The 19,354-nt window shown below is 54.2% G+C and carries 16 protein-coding genes and 1 riboswitch; of the genes, 8 read left to right on the top strand and 8 right to left on the bottom strand.

The window, feature by feature from the left end; all coding sequences use genetic code 11:
- Positions 1-32 precede the first annotated feature (32 nt).
- On the bottom strand, positions 33-833 hold the full coding sequence (thiD, locus tag ACTJJI_RS08590) for a bifunctional hydroxymethylpyrimidine kinase/phosphomethylpyrimidine kinase (RefSeq protein ID WP_440653614.1): 801 nt from the start codon (positions 831-833) through the stop codon (positions 33-35).
- On the bottom strand, positions 830-1,600 hold the full coding sequence (gene thiM / locus ACTJJI_RS08585; protein ID WP_248041506.1) for a hydroxyethylthiazole kinase: 771 nt from the start codon (positions 1,598-1,600) through the stop codon (positions 830-832). The genes thiD and thiM overlap by 4 nt, the downstream gene beginning before the upstream one ends.
- 36 nt (positions 1,601-1,636) lie before the next feature.
- A riboswitch (TPP riboswitch) is annotated at positions 1,637-1,733 on the bottom strand.
- A gap of 692 nt (positions 1,734-2,425) precedes the next feature.
- Here thiM and ACTJJI_RS08580 point away from each other — a divergent pair.
- From ACTJJI_RS08580 to ACTJJI_RS08565, 4 genes are all read left to right on the top strand, one after another.
- A complete protein-coding gene (locus ACTJJI_RS08580; protein ID WP_440653611.1) occupies positions 2,426-4,171 on the top strand; it encodes a YadA-like family protein in 1,746 nt (581 codons plus the stop codon).
- A gap of 432 nt (positions 4,172-4,603) precedes the next feature.
- A complete protein-coding gene (locus ACTJJI_RS08575) occupies positions 4,604-5,038 on the top strand; it encodes a hypothetical protein (RefSeq protein WP_063426651.1) in 435 nt (144 codons plus the stop codon).
- A 313-nt stretch (positions 5,039-5,351) separates the two neighbouring features.
- Positions 5,352-6,728: a diaminobutyrate--2-oxoglutarate transaminase gene (locus tag ACTJJI_RS08570; protein ID WP_013097916.1), complete on the top strand. Its 1,377-nt coding sequence runs from the start codon at positions 5,352-5,354 to the stop codon at positions 6,726-6,728.
- 18 nt (positions 6,729-6,746) lie between these two features.
- Complete coding sequence (locus ACTJJI_RS08565; RefSeq protein ID WP_440653609.1) at positions 6,747-8,213, top strand: pyridoxal phosphate-dependent decarboxylase family protein; 1,467 nt, start codon at positions 6,747-6,749, stop codon at positions 8,211-8,213.
- Between the two features lie 36 nt (positions 8,214-8,249).
- Here ACTJJI_RS08565 and ACTJJI_RS08560 read toward each other — a convergent pair whose 3' ends face one another.
- Both ACTJJI_RS08560 and ACTJJI_RS08555 read right to left on the bottom strand, forming a co-directional pair.
- A complete protein-coding gene (locus ACTJJI_RS08560) occupies positions 8,250-8,765 on the bottom strand; it encodes a protein disulfide oxidoreductase (RefSeq protein WP_063426653.1) in 516 nt (171 codons plus the stop codon).
- A 70-nt stretch (positions 8,766-8,835) separates the two neighbouring features.
- Positions 8,836-9,756, bottom strand: coding sequence for a LysR family transcriptional regulator (locus tag ACTJJI_RS08555; protein ID WP_170289883.1), 921 nt, complete (start codon positions 9,754-9,756; stop codon positions 8,836-8,838).
- Between the two features lie 122 nt (positions 9,757-9,878).
- On the opposite strand from ACTJJI_RS08555, the gene ACTJJI_RS08550 reads away from it, so the two are divergent.
- Entirely contained in the window at positions 9,879-11,657 is a 1,779-nt protein-coding gene (locus tag ACTJJI_RS08550; protein WP_440653606.1) for an adenine deaminase, read from the top strand.
- A 20-nt stretch (positions 11,658-11,677) separates the two neighbouring features.
- The gene (locus tag ACTJJI_RS08545; RefSeq protein ID WP_014832656.1) at positions 11,678-13,021 is read left to right on the top strand and encodes an NCS2 family permease; all 1,344 of its coding nucleotides are present in this window, start codon (positions 11,678-11,680) and stop codon (positions 13,019-13,021) included.
- Here the strand turns inward: ACTJJI_RS08545 and etk are convergent.
- Genes etk through ACTJJI_RS08530 form a run of 3 tightly spaced genes read right to left on the bottom strand, consistent with a single transcriptional unit; the run spans position 13,018 to position 16,804 of the window.
- Positions 13,018-15,216: a tyrosine-protein kinase gene (gene etk / locus ACTJJI_RS08540; protein WP_440653605.1), complete on the bottom strand. Its 2,199-nt coding sequence runs from the start codon at positions 15,214-15,216 to the stop codon at positions 13,018-13,020. The genes ACTJJI_RS08545 and etk overlap by 4 nt on opposite strands.
- A complete protein-coding gene (locus ACTJJI_RS08535; protein ID WP_014832658.1) occupies positions 15,216-15,665 on the bottom strand; it encodes an arsenate reductase/protein-tyrosine-phosphatase family protein in 450 nt (149 codons plus the stop codon). Before ACTJJI_RS08535 ends, etk begins: the two co-directional genes overlap by 1 nt.
- A complete protein-coding gene (locus tag ACTJJI_RS08530) occupies positions 15,665-16,804 on the bottom strand; it encodes a polysaccharide export protein (RefSeq protein WP_014832659.1) in 1,140 nt (379 codons plus the stop codon). The genes ACTJJI_RS08535 and ACTJJI_RS08530 overlap by 1 nt, the downstream gene beginning before the upstream one ends.
- A 472-nt stretch (positions 16,805-17,276) precedes the next feature.
- On the opposite strand from ACTJJI_RS08530, the gene ACTJJI_RS08525 reads away from it, so the two are divergent.
- Entirely contained in the window at positions 17,277-17,609 is a 333-nt protein-coding gene (locus tag ACTJJI_RS08525; protein ID WP_014832660.1) for an RcnB family protein, read from the top strand.
- Positions 17,560-18,039, top strand: coding sequence for a GNAT family N-acetyltransferase (locus ACTJJI_RS08520; protein ID WP_046888441.1), 480 nt, complete (start codon positions 17,560-17,562; stop codon positions 18,037-18,039). Before ACTJJI_RS08525 ends, ACTJJI_RS08520 begins: the two co-directional genes overlap by 50 nt.
- Positions 18,040-18,132: 93 nt before the next feature.
- Here ACTJJI_RS08520 and apbC read toward each other — a convergent pair whose 3' ends face one another.
- Positions 18,133-19,242, bottom strand: coding sequence for an iron-sulfur cluster carrier protein ApbC (apbC, locus tag ACTJJI_RS08515; RefSeq protein ID WP_014832662.1), 1,110 nt, complete (start codon positions 19,240-19,242; stop codon positions 18,133-18,135).
- Between the last annotated feature and the right edge of the window lie 112 nt (positions 19,243-19,354).

Below are 19,354 nucleotides of genomic sequence, written 5' to 3'. Positions count from 1 at the left end.
TCAGGCGTGGTGTTTCCTGCCAGTATACTGGCTTACCACCATGCATGAAAATGATGAACCGGCCCAATACCGTGACCCACTTCCAGAGTATCGGCTTTTGCCAGCGCGGCGGAGAGCCACGTTTTGGCCTCGCGTACCGTATCGCCCCAGCTGTTGTGCCGTGGACGCAGCGCCGCCAGCGCGGCAGAGAGCGTGCACCCCGTACCGTGGGTATTTTTGGTGTGCACACGCGGGGCCGTGAAACGCAGTTCACCGTCACGGGTAAAGAGCCAGTCCGGGCTTTCATCGTCATCAAGATGGCCGCCTTTCATCAGCACCGCGCCGCACCCCATCGCCAGCAGGGCATTCCCCTGCTCTTTCATTTCACGTTCATTCTGCGCGTGCGGCGCGTCTAACAGTGCGGCCGCTTCAGGCAGATTTGGCGTAATCAGCGCCACCTGCGGCAGCAGTTTCTTGCGCAATGTCTCAACAGCAGATACAGAGAGCAGCGGGTCGCCGCTTTTAGCCAGCATCACCGTATCAAGCACCACATTTTGCACCTGATAACGTTGCAGCCGCTCAGCCACCGCCTCGACGATATCCGTTTCCGCCAGCATCCCGATTTTGGTGGTATCGATGCGCACATCGCTGAACACCGAGTCCAGCTGTGCACCGACAAAATCAGGCTCGATACAGTAGACCGATTGCACGCCGCGCGTGTTTTGCGCCACCAGCGCGGTGATCACCGAGCAGCCATAGGCGCCCAGGGCGGAGAACGTTTTCAGGTCGGCCTGGATACCAGCACCGCCGCTTGGATCGGTACCGGCAATCGTCAGAGCATTAATTCGTTTCATGCCTCCCCCTCCAGGTTGTGCAGCGCATCAAGGAACGCGCTGGCAAAGCTGCCCGGCCCGTAAGACTGCGCAACGGCGATCGTTCCGGCGCGCTTCATCCATCCGCAGGCAGCGGCAACATTATCCAGCCGATCCCCCGGCAGGGAACAACTCGCCGCCACCACCGCCGAGAGCGCACACCCGGTGCCCACCAGGCGGGTCATTAACGGATCGCCGCCCGCAACCGTTCGGGTGCGCTGGCCGTCGGTGACGTAATCCACCTCCCCCGTCACCGCCACAATGGCATTGGTCTGGCGAGCCAGCGCCTGCGCGGCGGGTAGCGCGGCGGCGGCGGTGTCGGTGGTATCCACACCGCGTCCCCCTGCGCTCATCCCCGCAAGGGCGAGAATTTCCGAAGCATTGCCGCGAATGGCGGCTGGTTTCAGGGCAAGGATTTGATGACAAAAGCGGGTACGGAACGCCAGAGCGCCCACCGCAACCGGGTCAAGCGTCCAGGGCTTGCCTGCCGCCACCGCGCTCTCGATGGCCCGCCGCATCGACTGGGCGCGGGGCGTGGTGAGGGTACCGACGTTAATCAGCAGCGCATCGGCCATCCCGGCAAACTGCTCGGCCTCTTCGGCTTCAATTACCATTGCCGGAGAAGCGCCAAGCGCCAGCAGAACGTTGGCCGTAAAGGTTTGCACGACATCGTTGGTCATACAGTGCGTGAGCGGGGAACGGGTTCGGAAGTGATGTAAAACGTGTAAATCGAGCAGGTCAGGCTGCATAGGTTCGCTCCTGCCTTGCGTGAAGAAGCGATGACCAGGGGAGGCATCTGACTTCCCTACGCTGGCATTATCCAGATCAGGTAATACGGGTATTTCTCAGCCTTCACAAAGAAGGGCACCCCGAGTCAAAATACTTATAATACAATAAATTAAATGATACTCATTGCTACCATTTAGTGTAACCGCGGCGGCAGGCCAGGTGCAAGGGCTTTCGAGTTATCACGGTACCGGGCAGAGTGATATCACACAGCGATAGCGTAATGAATTTTCTGATACAGACTCACCTGCTTATTTTTTCCTTTTTATAACATTACACTCACGCATTTATTGCAATTTGGCCTGAACACTTTCTCGCTTTAATTTTCAACATAAATATTTTTTCAGGAAAAAACCCACAATATAAACACCCTCACTGTAACTTTCATTCAAAACATAAGTCAGATTCGAAAATAAAGAAGTAAAGGCAACGTATAAATAGGTATTAACTATTTTGAACATTTTGCACCATTTTTGCTTAAAACACATAAGGATTACTTAAGTGTTAATATTTCGGAACTCTTCTTTCACTCATTCACCAAAAATAACTAACTCATTGTATTTTATGAGTTTAAAACCAAAAGCACTATAGATCACCCGTTTAGCTATTCATGCTATTTATGATTTAGATCAATAATTATTATTGTACATTGATAGATAGTTGCCACGCGTTACGAAATAAGTTATCAAACCAAAATTTCGTAATTTATCCCAGATATAACAAGAGGTTGTATCTTCCCGCCAGGATAGCAATCTGATCTTTATTGATTTAATGATGAGAACTTTCTAATGAAATTTATCAAAACAGCTATAGCGTCTATTACTCTTTCGGCTATTTCTGGTTCTGTATTTGCTACCACTTACTTTTCATTGCAAGAAAAGTCAGACGCGATTCAGCAAGTAAGGACTGAAGCAAATGCTGCTGCTCGGCTGAATAGATTTATAATTCTGAAATATAACAATGATCGCGCCAACTTTAACCAGCAAGATTGGGATTTTTATCATAAGACCGAGGAAACATTAGAAAATGCAAATGCTCGAATTGCAGAGATTATGCGTGCTCCCGTTGTTGCGATGCCTTCCAGACCAAATCCACCAACACCGACAGTCACTCCGTTGATGCAACCTCACATGGTACCTAATAAGGTACCCACTCCTGTTGCTAATAACGTGTTGTCTAATGTTGTTATTCCTGCCGCGACGTTAACCGCAGCACAAAAAACGCCGACACCATTAACACCTGCCATCCCCCCCAGCGTGTTTGGTACAGCGTATATTGATGCTAAAAATAACCAGAGTGTTTTCACGCCTCCGCCAAGGACCGTCATTCCTGCCGCGACGTTAACCGCAGCGCAAAAAACGCCGACACCATTAACACCTGCCATCCCTCCCAGCGTGTTTGGTGCAGCGTATATTGATGCTAAAAATAACCAGAGTGTTTTCACGCCTCCACCACGGACCGTCATTCCTGCCGCAACGTTAACCGTAGCGCAAAAAACACCAACACCGGTTGCTCAACAGGTACCGTCCAAAATTGTGATTCCTGCGACGTCCTTGACCGCAGCACAAAAAACGCCGACACCGTTAACACCAGCCATCCCCCCCAGCGTGTTTGGTGCAGCGTATATTGATGCTAAAAATAACCAGAGTGTTTTCACGCCTCCACCACGGACCGTCATTCCTGCCGCAACGTTAACCGTAGCGCAAAAAACACCAACACCGGTTGCTCAGCCAGGTGTTGCGATGGCCAACCTGACTCCACAGAAATTGAACGGCTCGCAGCATCCTACAAATGAGCATCACATTTCTGATGCTCCAGTCAAACAGCCATACAATATACCCGTACAGACAGCTACCCATTTTGTTAGCCTTACACCGTCTGTCAAACCGCAGGGCGTTCCCACGCCGAAATATAACAATATCGCTTTGGTGGGTTCTCATCTTGATAGCAATGTAACTGACGCACAACGTCTTAGATCTATTTTAGAAAATGCGCCAAAAGCTGTTAACGGTGTGGATGGTAAAAAAGGCGCGAAAGGCGATACCGGCGCGACAGGTGCTCAAGGTGTAACGGGAATTAAAGGGCGTGACGGCATTAATGGTCATAATGGTAAAGACGGCGTGACAACCACAGTGACACGCATGCAGGTAGACACGGTAACACAAACAAAAGTCGCTAATAATAGCCAGGCTATTACCACAACCGCTCAGGATCTGCAGGCAACCAAACAAACATTACAGGCAATGAATAATAACACCAGTCAGCAATTTAAATCATTGCGCGATGAAGTGGATAATAATAAGAAGCAGGCCAATGCCGGTATTTCAGGCGCAATGGCGATGGCGGGGTTACCGCAAGTACAAACAGATCAACGCGTCATGTTCTCTGCCGGTGGTGCGACTTATAATGGTGAAAGTGCCCTCGCAGTAGGAGCATCGGTGAACTTCAATTCACATGTCATCGGGAAAGTGAGTTTCTCTGATGATACCGCCAATAATATGGGTGCTTCTGTTGGTATCGGAATGGGCTTTTAAATAAATACAAAAACCACCACAATAAAAAACACAATTACGTTTATAACCCGCTCGTCTCTGATGAGAATAGCGATGATAGTCAAAAACATGTCCAGATATATATTTATCTCAGCGGCCCTGTATCTGATGCTATTGGGTGTCGGAATTTGGATCGGCGTGATGTATGTGTCCTATTATCTGTGTAGTTTATAAGGTAATAAAATGAAAAAAGTATTAATCACCGTGGCTGGCGCACTCGTGCTGGCGGGGTGTGTATCGCCCGCCCAGCGTATCGCGAATTGCACAGCGAGTGGGGTCAGCTATGACACGTGCTATTTATCCGAACAACAAAGGCAACAAAGCATAAATGATGCGTCCCTGTCTGCGGCTTATGCAAATGCGGCCAGAGCGACAGAGACGAATAAACACACTCACCACAACTAAGGTTTAACAATGAAAACGCGATTAACTTTAATTGCTCTGTTGTTCACTGTCGCGGCGACGCCGGCTCATGCGATAAACGCACACTATCGTGCTCAATTAGCGCGTTCGGGATGTACTGAAATAAACGCCAACGATGGCACTTGCGATATCCACAAAAACAAAGCCCAAAACGCGGCACAGCCGTCATCCGCAGCGATCCACGATCCGATGCGTGAAGCGTCATTCTCATCGGATGCGCTTAATGCCACGATTTCAAACGGTTTTTTTAGCGCCACCGTTAATGGTAAGAAAGCAACCGTTAAGCGTGTGAACGCAAACTTCTATGAAATCCATGGCGGCGGGTTCGTTATCTCTTTAAGCCTTGATGAGAACGGTATTACCGGTGCATCCTGGAATAAAACGAAGGGTCGCGACCACGGCATTTTGCAGGTTACGCAGAAATAACGATCGCAAGGAGGCCATGTGCCTCCTTTTTCTTCGACGAAAGGCACGATTTGTCACACTCTTTTCTCTGTTTTTACAGTTCTGACAATGCCCTCGTAACTGGCTGTTTTTATTGCACATAGAACGTAATTTTCTTTCTTAAAACGGGGAGTTCCCCTCCCCTGTGCCCTCTGTCACAAAACAGTAAACAAATTAACCATTGAGCCCCGTGGCAAAAGGCTCTATATTGGCGGCGTTTTTTTCAGGCCCCCATCTGTTTTTTAACTTTTTATTCAATCGTGGCTCATAACGAAGCGGCGGTTGTAGGAGTGATATGATGACGGATAAAGTCCGTATTGACACCGTAGATGCCCACAAAAGCAACGAAACCTATCTGGCCCGTCAGGCCGAGTTTGAATCTAACGTCAGGAGTTATCCGCGCAAACTGCCTTTAGCTATTACTAAAGCAGAAGGCGTGTGGATCACCGATGCAGATAATAAAGAATACCTTGACTGTTTAGCAGGCGCAGGCACCCTCGCGCTTGGCCATAACCACCCTGATGTGCTGAAAAGCATCCAAAATGTCATTACCAGCGGCTTGCCGTTACATACTCTGGATCTGACTACGCCTCTGAAAGACGCGTTTTCCGAATACCTGCTCTCTCTGCTGCCTGGTCAGGGCAAAGAGTACTGCCTGCAGTTCACCGGTCCATCCGGTGCTGACGCCGTGGAAGCGGCGCTGAAGCTGGCGAAAAAAGTCACCGGCCGTAGCGGTATTATCAGCTTCTCGGGTGGTTACCACGGTATGACTCACGGCGCACTCTCCGTGACCGGTAACCTGTCTCCGAAAGAAGCGGTAGACGGTATGATGCCAGAAGTGCAGTTCATGCCTTATCCACACCAGTACCGTTGCCCACTGGGTATCGGCGGTGAGGCTGGCGTGAAAGCGCTGACCTACTATTTCGAAAACCTGATCAACGACGTAGAAAGCGGCGTGCGCAAACCTGCTGCGGTCATTCTGGAAGCCGTTCAGGGTGAAGGCGGCGTGAACCCGGCTCCGGTTGAGTGGCTGCAGCGCATCCGTAAAGTGACTCAGGAACACGGCATTCTGCTGATCCTCGACGAAGTTCAGGCTGGCTTTGCCCGTACCGGTAAATTCTTCGCCTTCGAACACGCTGGCATTGAGCCAGACATCATCGTGATGTCTAAAGCGGTTGGCGGCGGTCTGCCACTGGCTGTGCTGGGTATCAAAAAGCAGTTCGATGCCTGGGCACCAGGTCACCACACCGGCACCTTCCGCGGCAACCAGCTGGCGATGGCAACCGGTCTGACGACGCTGAAAATCCTGAAAGATCAGAACATCGCGGGCAAAGTGGCGGCACAGGGCGAATGGCTGAAAGGCCAGCTGAACGAGATGGCGAAACGCTATCCGGTTATCGGCCACGTTCGCGGTCTGGGCATGATGATCGGTATTGAGATCGTTAAGCCACACGAAGCGGCAGACCACATGGGTTGCTTCCCGGGTGATGGCGAGCTGTCTGCTCTGATTCAGAAGAAGTGCTTCGAAGCCGGTCTGATTCTGGAGCGTGGTGGTCGTAACGGTATCGTTCTGCGTCTGCTGCCTTCTCTGCTGATCAGCGATGATGAGCTGAAAGTCTTCCTGGATAAATTCGAGCAGGCACTGCTTGCTGCGGGCGTTCGCCCGGCGTAACCGGAGTTGTTGATTACGATGTCTGATTCAAACCCAATTTTGTTCTCCTCTGCGCAGAGCATTGAAGCTTACCAGCAGGCGATTGAACAAAGCACTCAGGCTGTGATGCAGTGGCTGAAGCAGCCTGAGATGTATCAGGGCAAAACGGTCGCGGAACTGCGCGACCGCATTAAGCTGGATTTCAACCCGAAAGGGCTGGGTAACGAAGCGGCGATTGAACGCGCCGTAGAGTTCTTCCTGAAAGACAGTTTGTCCGTTCATCACCCGCAGTGTGTGGCGCACCTGCACTGCCCGAGCCTGGTCGTTAGCCAGGCGGCGGAAGTGCTGATTAACGCCACTAACCAGAGCATGGACTCCTGGGATCAAAGCCCGTCCGCAACCATTATCGAGATCAAACTGATCGAATGGCTGCGTACCCGCGTGGGTTATCAGGCTGGCGACGCGGGTGTCTTCACCAGCGGTGGCACCCAAAGCAACCTGATGGGTCTGATGCTGGCACGTGATGCGTTCTTCGCGCGTCAGGGCCACTCCGTTCAGCAGGATGGTCTGACGGGCGATCTGCGTAAGATCCGCGTGCTGTGCTCGGAAAATGCGCACTTCTCCGTGCAGAAAAACATGGCGCTGATGGGTCTGGGTTACCAGTCCGTCGTGCAGGTAAAAACTGACGAATTCTCCCGCATGGATCTGACCGATCTGGCGGCGAAAATCGAGCAGTGCAATGTCAACGGCGAGCAGATCCTGGCGATCGTGGCGACAGCAGGTACCACCGACGCTGGTGCTATCGATCCGCTGCGCGCCATTGCTGAACTGGCGGCGAAGCAGAATATCTGGGTACACGTTGATGCGGCCTGGGGCGGCGCGCTGCTGATGTCTGAGCAGTATCGTCACTACCTGGACGGCATTGAACTGGTGGATTCCGTTACCCTGGACTTCCACAAGCAGTTCTTCCAGACCATCAGCTGCGGCGCATTCCTGCTGAAAGAAGCGCGCCACTATGAACTGATGCGCTATCAGGCGGCTTACCTGAACTCTGAGTTCGACGAAGAAGCCGGCGTGCCGAACCTGGTGTCCAAATCGCTGCAGACCACGCGCCGTTTCGACGCGCTGAAGCTGTGGATGAGCCTGGAAGCGCTGGGTCAGGAGCAATACGCGGCGATCATCGATCACGGCGTGACGCTGGCACAGCAGGTTGCGGCTTATGTGAAAGAGCAGCCTGCTCTGGAACTGGTTATGCAGCCACAGCTGGCAAGCGTGCTGTTCCGCTTCCGTGGCGAGGTGCAGGCAGATGATGCAGGTATCGCCCTGCTGAACCAGAAAATTGGTGATGCGCTGCTGGAGTCCGGCCGTGCAAACGTCGGCGTGACCGAACATAACGGCGTGACCTGTCTGAAACTGACACTGCTGAACCCAACCGTGACGCTGGAGGATATTAAAATCCTGCTGTCTCTGGTTGAGCGCACTGCGCAGGAAGTTCTGGCGAAGTAATGCAAAGCCCCTCTCCCATCGGGAGAGGGGCTATTTTTATAACCCTGCCCACCACATCCTGACTTTCAATCCCCAGTAGCTTGTCCAGCCCGTTGTTGTACTGACGACATTGCCTTTGGATACCAGCACCAGCGTCGGCGTAACGCTTACCTGCCATTGCCGCGACAGCGCACCGTTTTCATCATTGACCACCGGCATTTTCAGCTGTTTCTTTTCAACCCAGCGCGCAAGCTTTGCGTCATCCCCGGAACGCATGGCAACACTCACCACATTGCCACCCTCTTCTGCCAGTTTATTGACCGCAGGCGTGGTATAACGGCAGATGCTGCACCATGTCGCCCATACGTAGATCAACAGCGGCCGGTCCTGACTGAGCGCCGCAATGTCGTGCAGCGTGCCATTAATGTCCTGCATCGGAGTGGCACTAAACGTGGCGGGTAATGACGGCTTGCGGTACTGATCCACGCCCCACATCACGGCCAGCGCCAGCAGAGCGAGTATGATCCCTTCCCGCGCCCAGCGGCGCAGTTTGCTAAATTTGCGGTTTTCCATTGTGACCTCGTGATTTAACGAAGGTCATCTTAGCGAGCTACGCACCGTTTCGCTGTAAAGAAGTGTCGCCCTACCTGGTGCGTAAGGTATCCACCATCAGGGTAAAGCAGGATTCAATGAGCGCAGGCAGCGCCTGCGGGGCTCGCATCAGCGCCACCGTACGCGCCAGGGCCGGTTGCTGAAGGTGGACCACCTTAAGCTGCGGGTCCTGCAGGTGCGTGGTGTACAGTTGCGGCAATATCCCCACGGCAAGCTTCGAGCGCACCAGCCCGTATAGCGTCTCGATATAGTCCACCTGATAACGGGTCTGCAGAGACAGACGGTGGCTTTCGGCAAGCGCATTGACCAGCCGCTGAATATTTCCTTTTGAGAACACGGCAATATCCCGGCCCACCAGCTGTTTCCAGGGAACATGTGCCGACGCGGCAAGCGGATCGTCGCAATGCAACACTGCCACAAACGGATCTTCCTGCAGCGGGAACACGTCCAGCTGTTCGGGTACCGAACTGTCCAGCGCCCCGATGCCAAAATCAATCTGCCCTTTCAGCAGTTGCGCCACCAGCGCATCATTGGTCTGGTCGTGAAACTCCACTCTCAGGCGCGGAAAAGCCTGCGCCAGCGTCTGCGGCAGCAGCGGGAAAAGCAACGAACTGACTGAGGGTACCAGGCCGATACGCACCGTGCCGTCACCGCCGGCCTGCACAATCTGCTGCATATCATCAAACGCCAGCTGCGCCACGCTGAGCACCCGCTGGGCGTGTGGCAGAATGGCGTGACCCAGCTCGGTCAGCGTGACCGCCGACGCGGTACGATTGACCAGTTTGCCGCCGAGTACCGTTTCGATTTGCCGCAAGGCGCTACTGAGTGCCGGCTGGCTGATAGCCAGCTTACTGGCGGTATCCGTAAAATGACGCAGCTGCGCCAGAGTGACAAAATACTGTAGCTGTCGAAGGGAGAGCGCAGGCAAGCGCTGCCAGGGTTCCGTCATCATTATCCATTATACCCGTCACAGAATAACCCGGGGTTATCGGGCGATAAATTTTATCAACTGGGCAAACGTTTGCCGGGTGCATAGAGTAACGTCAATATTTCAATGCTGGAACTGTTAATTGCATGACTGCCGATACCCGACGCCGCGCCGTTATGGCTGCACGAGGCGACACGCCGTTTGATCTGTTGCTCACACATACCCGAATTGTTGATATGGCAACCGGTGAGATCCGCGACGCGGATGTGGGTATCGTCGGTTCGCTTATCGCCAGCGTCCATCCGCGCGGCAGCCGCAACGATGCGCATGAGACGCATGACCTGAACAATCAGTTCCTCTCTCCGGGGCTGATGGACACGCATGTTCACCTTGAAAGCTCGCACCTGCTGCCCGCACGCTACGCGGAGATTGTACTGGCGCAGGGCACCACCGCCGTTTTCTGGGATCCGCACGAGCTGGCGAACGTGCTGGGGATTGAGGGCGTCCGCTTTGCCATAGAGGCGAGCCGCAACCTGCCGCTGCAGGTGATGGTCGCGGCACCATCGAGCGTCCCTTCCACGCCGGGGCTGGAGATGTCAGGCGCAGACTTTGCGGGCGAAGAGATGAATACCCTGCTCGGCTGGCCGGAAGTGCGCGGCGTAGCGGAAGTGATGGACATGCACGGGGTGCTGAATGGCAGTCAGCGTATGCTGGAGATCCTGCAGGCCGGGCTGGAAAGTGGAAAGCTGATTGAAGGCCATGCGCGAGGACTCAGTGGCGCGGACTTACAGGCGTATCTGGCTGCGGGCATCACCTCTGACCATGAACTCACCTCCGCCGAGGACGCGCTGGAAAAATTGCGCGCCGGGCTGACGCTGGAGATCCGCGGCTCGCATCCTTATCTGCTGCCGGATATTGTCAGCGCGCTGAAAACGCTGCCGCATCTTTCGTCGCAAATCACGGTCTGCACCGACGATGTGCCGCCAGACATGCTGATGGAAAAAGGTGGCATCATCGCCCTGCTCAACCTGCTGATTGAACATGGTCTTCCGGCAACGGATGCGCTGCGGTTTGCCACCCTGAACGCCTCCCTTCGCCTGCAGCGTAACGATCTCGGGCTGATTGCCGCGGGCCGTCGTGCGGACCTGGTGGTGTTCGATTCACTGGATAAACTGACGGCTCGCCAGGTGTACGTCGCCGGAAAATGCATTGCCCGTGACGGAGCGATGATCGAGCCGCTTGTCGATACGCCTCTGACGCTGCCCCGTGATACCGTGCGCCTGACGGCGCGGGTCGCTGCCGATTTTTGTATGCACATCGACAACGCGAAGCACGGTGTGGCGCGGCTGCACCATATCAGCGGCGCACGCTTTACCCGCTGGGGTGAAATTGACGTTCAGGTGCGTAACGGACGCGTTGACATACCGGCTGGTTTTAGCCTGATCTGGGTTCAGCATCGCCACGCACGCCACGCGGCAAAACCGCAAATCGCCCTGCTTGAAGGCTGGGGAGAGCTGCGGGGAGCTATTGCCACCAGCTACTCCCACGATTCACACAATCTGGTGGTACTGGGGCGCGATCCAAATGACATGGCGCTGGCCGCCAACACGCTGATCAGCAGCGGCGGCGGGATGGCGCTGGTCCAGAACGGGGACGTGATCGCCCATGTGGCGATGCCCATTGCGGGGATGTTGTCAGAACTCGCCCCTGCGGAACTGGCGCGCCAGTTCCGTGAGCTGCGCGAACGCAGTAGCCAGATTGCCGACTGGGAACCGCCGTATCGTGTCTTTAAAGCGATTGAAGGAACGTGCCTTGCCTGCAACGCCGGGCCGCATTTGACCGATCTTGGACTGACCGATGGCAGCACGCGCCAGATTGTCGATCCGTTGATTTCTTACCGGGAAACCCCGGACACTACACAATAATACCGAAGGAGAGCCGGATAATGGCCGACAACACCGTTAATTCGCCAGCACCAGGGAGCTGGCTTGAACGTCGTTTTGCACTGCATACGCGCGGCAGTACCGTGCGCACAGAGTGTCTGGCCGGTCTCACCGGTTTTCTCGCCGCCGCCTATTTGCTGGTGGTCATCCCGGGGCTTCTCGCCGTGGGCGGGATGGACAAAGGCGCGGCGACCACCGGCACTATTCTGGTGTTTGTGGCCGGTACGCTGCTGATGGCGTTTTACGCCAACCTGCCGTTTATTGTCGGGCCCGGCATTGGTGGCTCGGTGCTGGTCGGGGTAACGCTGGCAGGCAGTGAAGGCATCGGCTGGCAAATTGGTCTGGGCATTGCCTGCTGGTCAGGAATTTTGTTCTTCCTGCTCACCCGTTTTGGCCTGCGTGAAGTGGTGACCCGCTCCGTACCGCAGTCCATCAAGCTGGGGCTGACGGCCTCTATCGGTCTTTTTGTCGCGGTACTGGGTTTTCGCAATGCAGGGCTGGTGCTGGCCAACGCGAAAACAAACGCGCTGATGCTGGGTGATTTTCTCTCACCCGGTGCGCTGGTGGCCCTCACTGGCCTGTTCCTCGCCATTGCCCTGCAGGCGCGTCGCATACCGGGCGCCATTTTGTGGGCCATTTTATTTGCCACCCTTGTGGGTATCCCGATGGGGGTGACCCGGCTTCCCGCCAGCTTTATCGATATGCCTCACTCACTGACACCGGTGCTGGGCCATATCGACATGGTGGGTGCGCTGAATATTGCCTTCCTGCCGTTCCTGTTTGTCTTTTTCGCGTCGGAATTTTTCTCCACCATGGGCACCACGCTGGCGGTGGGGGGCGAAGCCGGACTGCTGGATGAAGAGGGCAATATGGCCAATATCAATCGTCCGTTTATGGTGGACTCGATTGCCGCCGCCATTGGACCGTGGGTAGGTATTCCTGCCGCCACGGCGCTGATTGAATCCTCGGCGGCCGCAGAAGCGGGCGGTAAAACCGGCATGACGGCACTGGCAGCAGCGGTTATGTTCCTGCTGATGCTGCTGTTTACCCCCGTTGCGCTGATGATCCCAAAAGAAGCCACAGCCCCTGCCCTGATCCTGATCGGTCTTAATATGTTCAGCGGCCTGCGCAAGGTGGATCTGGCGAACTTCACTGACGGACTGCCGGTGCTGATGATGGTGATGATTACGCTCATCGCCAACAGCTTCGGGACAGGGATTGCGGGAGGGTTGCTGTTTTACATCGTGATCAAAGCGATTGCAGGAAAATGGCGAGACATCCCTGTTGGACTTTGGATCCTCGCCATCCCGCTGGTGTATTACTTCGCCACCCTGGTAAAACATTAATCCTTGCGCGGTTGCCGTGTCGGGCTTTGGCCATACTCGTAATGGCCATAGCCTGCGCGGTAATAGAGCGCTGCGGACTTCACCACGTCGTTCAGCACGGTGCCGTTGATATAGGCCCCCGTTTGCTGCAGACGCTTGATGCTGTTTTCCATCTCTTTCAGGCTGGTTTTCGCAAAGCGGGCCACCAGCAGTGAGGTGGCGGCCACCGGGGCAGCCACGGAGGCATCGGTAACGGCCAGTACCGGCGGAGTATCCAGGATCACAAGATCGTACTGCTCATTTGCCCAGGTCATTACCGCCCTGAAGCGTTCGCTCATCAGCAGTTCAGAGGGGCGTAACGGAACCGGACCGCAGGTCAGCACATCAATGTTGCCTTTTTCATAGCGTTGTATCGCCTCCTGACATTCACATTTTCCGTCAAGCACGCCGGACAGTCCGGTATGGTTAGTTAAACCGAATACGTTATGGACATAGCCCTCGCGCATATCCGCATCAATGAATAGCACACTCAGCCCGGCCTGCGCCTCAATCGCCGCCAGCGACGTGCTGACAAGCGTTTTTCCGCAGTCCTGCGTCGGGCCAGAAATCATGACGATCCGGTTAGCGGCATCCTGCAACGTGAAATGGAGACTGGTACGCAGTCCGCGCACGGCCTCGACAAAAATATCCGCTGGCCGATCAACCGGCAGAAAAGGCACGTCGGTGATCCGGTGTTTCCAGCGCGTACCAAACGCGCGTTTTCTGCGCAGGTTAGTTTTTTTCCACAGCCACGCAGAACGCGGCAAGGTGGCCATCACCTGGACGCCCAGCCCTTCCAGTTGATCGGCGGTGTTGATGCCGCGTCTGAGCGCCATGCGGACCAGCACCAGGCCTACTGATAATATCAACCCCAGCAGGATGCCAAACACGATGACCAGCGCCTTTCGCGGTTTAATGGGATCGGGCTGGGTTACCGCGCTGTCGATAATTCGCACGTTACCGATGGCGCTGGAACGGGAAATGTTCAGCTCTTGCTGACGGGTAAGCAGTTGCAGATAGATAGTACGGCCTGACTCCACGTCCCGGCTGAGACGCAAAATGTCCTGTTGCGTCGACGGCATAGCTGCGACACGCTGATTCAGACGGATCCTCTCCTGCTCCAGCGTCTGGCGTTTTTCACGCAGGGCGCGGTAGTTCGGGTGATCTTTCTTGAAAAGCTGAGAAATCTCTGCCTCACGAAACGTCAGCTCGTTGAGCTGGTTTTCAATATTCACAATCTGCTCGAGAACCGATTTCGCTTCCAGAGAGAGATCGACCGAGTCACGCTGTTTGCGGTACTGATTCAGCCGCTCTTCGGCCAGATCCAGCTCGCTTCTGATTTTGGGCAACTGCTGCTGCAAAAACGCAAGACTGCGGGCATCCTGCGCTTCCTGGCGGGCGATATTTTGCTGCAGATAATTGTTGGCAATCCGGTTGAGCACCAGGGCAATACGGTCAGGATCGGTGCCGGTCAACGTGAGCGTTAGCACCCCGCTCTGCTTTGCCGATTCAACGACGCTAAATTGGGTACTCAGCAGATTAATTGCCTCCAGGCGGGGACGGGTTTGTAGCGTGAATTGCGTACCCGTTGGGGCATTCAGTTTCGACACCAGCAGGGAAACGCCCTCCTTTTCAAAAGGTTTTCCCTCCATGCCCTCAGCATAAAAATTGTCGCCTTCCAGCCGGTATGCGCCTTTTTCCAGCACAGTGAGCACAAGCGTGCGTGGTTTGTCTTTGACAGGTGGCAGTTGCAGCCAGCCAAAGTCGATCGTCTCCGGTTTGCGGCCCTGCAACCGTGCCCAAAGCCCCCCCACAACCGGGAAAGTACGCTGCGTCACATGCTGCGCTAATCCTAATTCATCAACGGTAGCGCCCAGGATCATGCGCGATTTAAGCAGGAGAATTTCGGGTTGCACATCGGGAGACATCTCACTGCCAAACTGTTTTAAATTTTTGAGCAGGCTATTATCCTGCTTTCCCTCCACCTGAATTAAAGCATCTGCGCGATAAACGGGCGTGGCCAGAAAGGCATACAGCCCCGCCAGCAGAGTGAAAATGAACGTAATTGATAATATGACTGCACGGTGATCGATCATCTCGCCAAGGAGACGAATGAGATCAATTTCATGATTTTCCGGTGCGGCCGCACCGTAACTTTCTGATGTGTAAGACGACATTAACGCTTCATTCCTTGTTGACTCAAACGATGAGCCCATTCCTGGCTGGCTTTGCCCAGCAGCCCGAAAACATAGTCGAACGCTTCACGACTTTTACGATAGGGATCGGGGATGTCCTGCGGCTCCAGCCATTGCCCAAAGAGCAGCGATTTGCCGCGAATTTCCGGGGCCATGGCAGAGATAAAGCGAAGATGGGCAGGTTCCATCACCAGAATAAGTTCCGATTCCCGCATGAGTTGCGGAGTCAGTTTGCGCGCGCGATGTCCATCAAGTGAGATCCCATGTCGACTGGCCACATCCTGAGCGATGATATCCGCCGGGCTTCCCTCCAGCCCAAATATGCCTGCCGAGGTTATCCGTTTCCCCGGAAGCAACTGGCGCAACAGCCGCTCGCCAATCGGCGAGCGACAGATATTGCCGGTGCAGACCACTAAAATGGAATCGAACATTACTGCGGCCACGATCTGATGTAACGGACCGTTTCGGTCAGGTCATGAACACCGGTGATGGTGGGCACGAGCTGGGTAATGACGCGGTTCCAGCGCGACAGCGGCGCCGTGGTGACATACACAATGTCGTAGGGCTCAAGCTGGAATTCGGTGCCCAGCACCATCGCGGAGGCATCTTGCGCGTTAAGCTGATAAACGTTGGCGATTTTTCCCGCATTGTTGCCCTTGGCAATGGAGCGAATGACAAAAATGCCCGTCGCATCGGCCATGTCCTGATTCAGCCCGCCCGCATTGCTCAGCGCTTCGGCAAGGGTCATCCCGCTCCTGTCCATCTTCAGCGTGCTCTGCTTGATCACTTCCCCCATCACAAAGACTTTCAGGGCGTCATTGCGAGGTACAAAAAGAATATCGCCCGGGTAGAGCAGTTTATTTTGCGTCAGGTCGCCGTGCTGCATCAGCGCGTAGAGAGAGAGGCGCGAATCTTTGCCCTCGTGAGTGAGAACCACATTGCGCCAGTCCGCGTCGGCAGAAAGCCCACCCGCCGCGTTGACGGCATCCATAACCGTCAGGGGAATATTGGTGATCGCCTGCTGGCCAGATTTGGCGACTTCGCCAGTGACATAGGCTTTTTGCGAGCGGAAAGCGGCCACGCTGACATCCACCTGCGGGCTTTCGATCACGCTATCCAGCCGTTTGGCGATCTCCTCCCTGACTTCAGAGACCGTTTTTCCCGCCACGGGGAGTTTTCCGACATAGGGATAAAAGAGCGTCCCGTCGGCATTCACCCAGTTGCCGGTGTCGCTGGCACTACGATACTGCCCGGCCGGTGTTGTCAGTTCAGGGTGATCCCAGACGGTAACGGTCAAAATATCACCTGCGCCAATACGGTACTCCCAGTGTCTGACCTGCTCATCCAGATTAGGATTTGGCTGAGATTTCGCGGCGGCAGGACGCAATTTCTCAATCAGGGAAGGGGTAAGAGGATAAAGATCCACGCGCTTATCTATATTATTATTTTCATCACCCGTCGTGATGATGTTTTTCCCCGATGAGCGTAATGTTTGCCCAGGAGAAAATACGCAGCCAGTCAACAGACTTATCGCTAAGAATATTACAGAGAGTGTGGTTGTGTTTTTCATTAAAATTAATTTATCAATCATGAGCGCAAAAAACGCATAACAGGCCATTCCGGAAGAATCGCCTGGTTTTACAATATGCTGTTTTTCAAGCAATTAAGTAAAAATCCCACATCATTGAACGATGTGCAGAATTAACTGAAGGACCGGAACCACATAGAATTGAGAATTAAACCGCTCCACTTTTTTAAGTTTAAAACGTCTTTAAATAAAATGCATGCATTTCAGGTCACAAATGTAGAGCAAATTTATATTTTCAGAATTAATTAAAAAAAACATTTCTGCACTGAATTAGTCTTAGAAAATATCATTCATAAACAAAATAGTATTAAACGTTTGATCTACACAAAACCGTCCACTTTTGTTACATTTTTTTTCGAACAGACTCTGCTGGGATACTTAAAATAGGCTGTCTGCCACACCGTCATCACAACAGCAGACTGAGAGTATCAGTAACGGTATAACTGGAGAAAAAATGGCTAAGCGTACATGGCTGCTTCTGGGTGTAGTAATGTCTCTTGCGAGCGCGGCTTATGCGGCCCCGCAAACGGCGTCAGCATCTGGCGGCATCAAAGCTTATGAAGAACAAGAGTTCATCGCTGATTTCACGAAGTTCAAAATTGGTGACACGGCTCCGGCGCAATATCAAACCCCTGAATACACCATCAAACAGTATCAACTGCGTAACCTTCCGGCACCGGATGCGGGCACACACTGGACCTATATGGGTGAGAATTACGTCCTGATCGGTGATGCTGATGGCAAAATCTACAAAGCGTATAACGGAGATATCTTCTATCATCGCTAATACCGTTCAAATCCGACCGTGGCAGGAGAGCGATCGCCCTTTCCTGCGCACGCTTTACCTGCATGCCCGCCGCGAGGCGTGGCCGTGGCTAAACGGTGCCGAATGGCAGCTCGAAGACTTTGACGAGGCCACCCGCGACGAAGTGATTTGGGTCGCCGTGCAGAACGGTCATCGTGTGGGCTTTGCGTCAGTCTGGACGAATGATAATTTTCTGCACAATCTGTTCGTTGACCCGCAGTATCAGAGCCTGGGCGTAGGCCATTTGCTGCTGGAACAGGTGCAAAAAACGTTTACCAGTACCGGGGCGCTAAAGTGCCTGGTGAGAAACGAACGGGCTATCGCGTTTTATCAGCGTCATGGCTGGCACATTGAGGCAACGGGAGATTCTCCGGACGGAGAGTACTATCTGATGCATTATCGGCTTGGGTAAAGTCAGGTGGCGCTTCGCTTACCTGACCTACAAAACCGTATTTCGTAGGCCGGGTAAGGCGAAGCCGCCACCCGGCAATCCGGCGCTGGAAATTTACACCGCGCGGAAGGCGATTTCGCCAGGAATAACTTCACCCTGCCAGTAGAGCTGCGCCGCAACGCGTCCCGCCAGCTGACGATACATCTCAGCAAACTCGCTGTCCGGACGGTTGACCACCGTCGGTTTCCCGCTATCCAGATCTTCACGCAGCGTGATATGCAGCGGCATCTGTCCCAGCAGTTGGGTGTGATACTGCGCCGCCAGTTTTTCTGCGCCACCGGTGCCGAAGATAGGCTCGTGATGACCACAGTTGCTGCAAATGTGCATACTCATGTTCTCGACGATACCGAGTACGGGCACCTCGACTTTCTCGAACATCACGATGCCTTTTTTGGCGTCGATCAGCGCGATATCCTGCGGGGTGGTTACCACAACGGCCCCCGTCACGGGAATGTTCTGCGCCAGCGTCAGCTGGATATCACCGGTACCCGGCGGCATATCCAGCACCAGGTAATCCAGATCCGGCCACAGGGTTTCCTGCAGCATCTGCATCAGCGCTTTGCTGGCCATCGGGCCACGCCAGACCATCGCATTGTCATCAGTCACCAGATAACCGATGGAGTTGGTCGCCAGACCGTGCGCCATGATAGGTGCCATGTGGGTTCCATCCGGCGAGGTTGGACGCTGGTTTTCTGCACCCAGCATATTTGGAATTGACGGCCCGTAAATATCCGCATCCAGAATACCCACCTTCGCCCCTTCGGCCGCCAGCGCGAGCGCCAGGTTGACAGCAGTAGAGGATTTCCCCACCCCGCCCTTACCAGAGCTGACGGCGATGATGTTTTTCACACCATTCACGCCTGGCTGGTTCTTCACCCGCTTGAGGGTGGCGATGCTGTGGGTCAGTTTCCAGTCAATCGCTTTCGCACCGGTAATGCGCAACAGCTCAGAGCTGGTTTGCTCTTTCAGCGCATCAAAGGCGCTGGTCCAGACGAAGGGCATCTGCAGCTCAATGTGCAGTGTCTCGTCCAGCCATGCGACATGGTGCAACGCTTTCAGCGTAGTGAGATTGTGCTTCAGGGTTGGATGCTGAAAGTTAGCCAGCGTCCCGGCGACCATTGCTCGTAAGGCTTCCGGTGATTTGGCCTGGGATTGAGAACTCATCCCGACTCCTTTGTTCTTGTGAATAAGACCTTAGATGAACAAGTTTACCTGAAAGGCCGCGGTTTGTGCTTACTTAATAATGCCCCTTTTGGTAATATCAAAAACCCTTTTC

Source organism: Enterobacter sp. 22466 (assembly GCF_052044775.1).
Lineage (GTDB): Bacteria > Pseudomonadota > Gammaproteobacteria > Enterobacterales > Enterobacteriaceae > Enterobacter > Enterobacter dissolvens.
Note: the sequence above shows the minus strand (reverse complement) of the source record. Positions and strands in the feature narration are given on the sequence as shown.

Bases quoted from the DNA above. Each gene is read 5' to 3' on its own strand.
- ACTJJI_RS08550 (WP_440653606.1), top strand. From the start codon at position 9,879: ATGACTGCCGATACCCGACGCCGCGCCGTTATGGCTGCACGAGGCGAC.
- ACTJJI_RS08565 (WP_440653609.1), top strand. From the start codon at position 6,747: ATGTCTGATTCAAACCCAATTTTGTTCTCCTCTGCGCAGAGCATTGAA.
- ACTJJI_RS08530 (WP_014832659.1), bottom strand. From the start codon at position 16,804: ATGAAAAACACAACCACACTCTCTGTAATATTCTTAGCGATAAGTCTG.
- apbC (WP_014832662.1), bottom strand. From the start codon at position 19,242: ATGAGTTCTCAATCCCAGGCCAAATCACCGGAAGCCTTACGAGCAATG.
- ACTJJI_RS08520 (WP_046888441.1), top strand. From the start codon at position 17,560: ATGGCAAAATCTACAAAGCGTATAACGGAGATATCTTCTATCATCGCT.
- ACTJJI_RS08575 (WP_063426651.1), top strand. From the start codon at position 4,604: ATGAAAACGCGATTAACTTTAATTGCTCTGTTGTTCACTGTCGCGGCG.
- ACTJJI_RS08545 (WP_014832656.1), top strand. From the start codon at position 11,678: ATGGCCGACAACACCGTTAATTCGCCAGCACCAGGGAGCTGGCTTGAA.
- ACTJJI_RS08560 (WP_063426653.1), bottom strand. From the start codon at position 8,765: ATGGAAAACCGCAAATTTAGCAAACTGCGCCGCTGGGCGCGGGAAGGG.
- etk (WP_440653605.1), bottom strand. From the start codon at position 15,216: ATGTCGTCTTACACATCAGAAAGTTACGGTGCGGCCGCACCGGAAAAT.
- ACTJJI_RS08570 (WP_013097916.1), top strand. From the start codon at position 5,352: ATGATGACGGATAAAGTCCGTATTGACACCGTAGATGCCCACAAAAGC.
- thiD (WP_440653614.1), bottom strand. From the start codon at position 833: ATGAAACGAATTAATGCTCTGACGATTGCCGGTACCGATCCAAGCGGC.
- ACTJJI_RS08525 (WP_014832660.1), top strand. From the start codon at position 17,277: ATGGCTAAGCGTACATGGCTGCTTCTGGGTGTAGTAATGTCTCTTGCG.
- ACTJJI_RS08555 (WP_170289883.1), bottom strand. From the start codon at position 9,756: ATGATGACGGAACCCTGGCAGCGCTTGCCTGCGCTCTCCCTTCGACAG.
- thiM (WP_248041506.1), bottom strand. From the start codon at position 1,600: ATGCAGCCTGACCTGCTCGATTTACACGTTTTACATCACTTCCGAACC.
- ACTJJI_RS08535 (WP_014832658.1), bottom strand. From the start codon at position 15,665: ATGTTCGATTCCATTTTAGTGGTCTGCACCGGCAATATCTGTCGCTCG.
- ACTJJI_RS08580 (WP_440653611.1), top strand. From the start codon at position 2,426: ATGAAATTTATCAAAACAGCTATAGCGTCTATTACTCTTTCGGCTATT.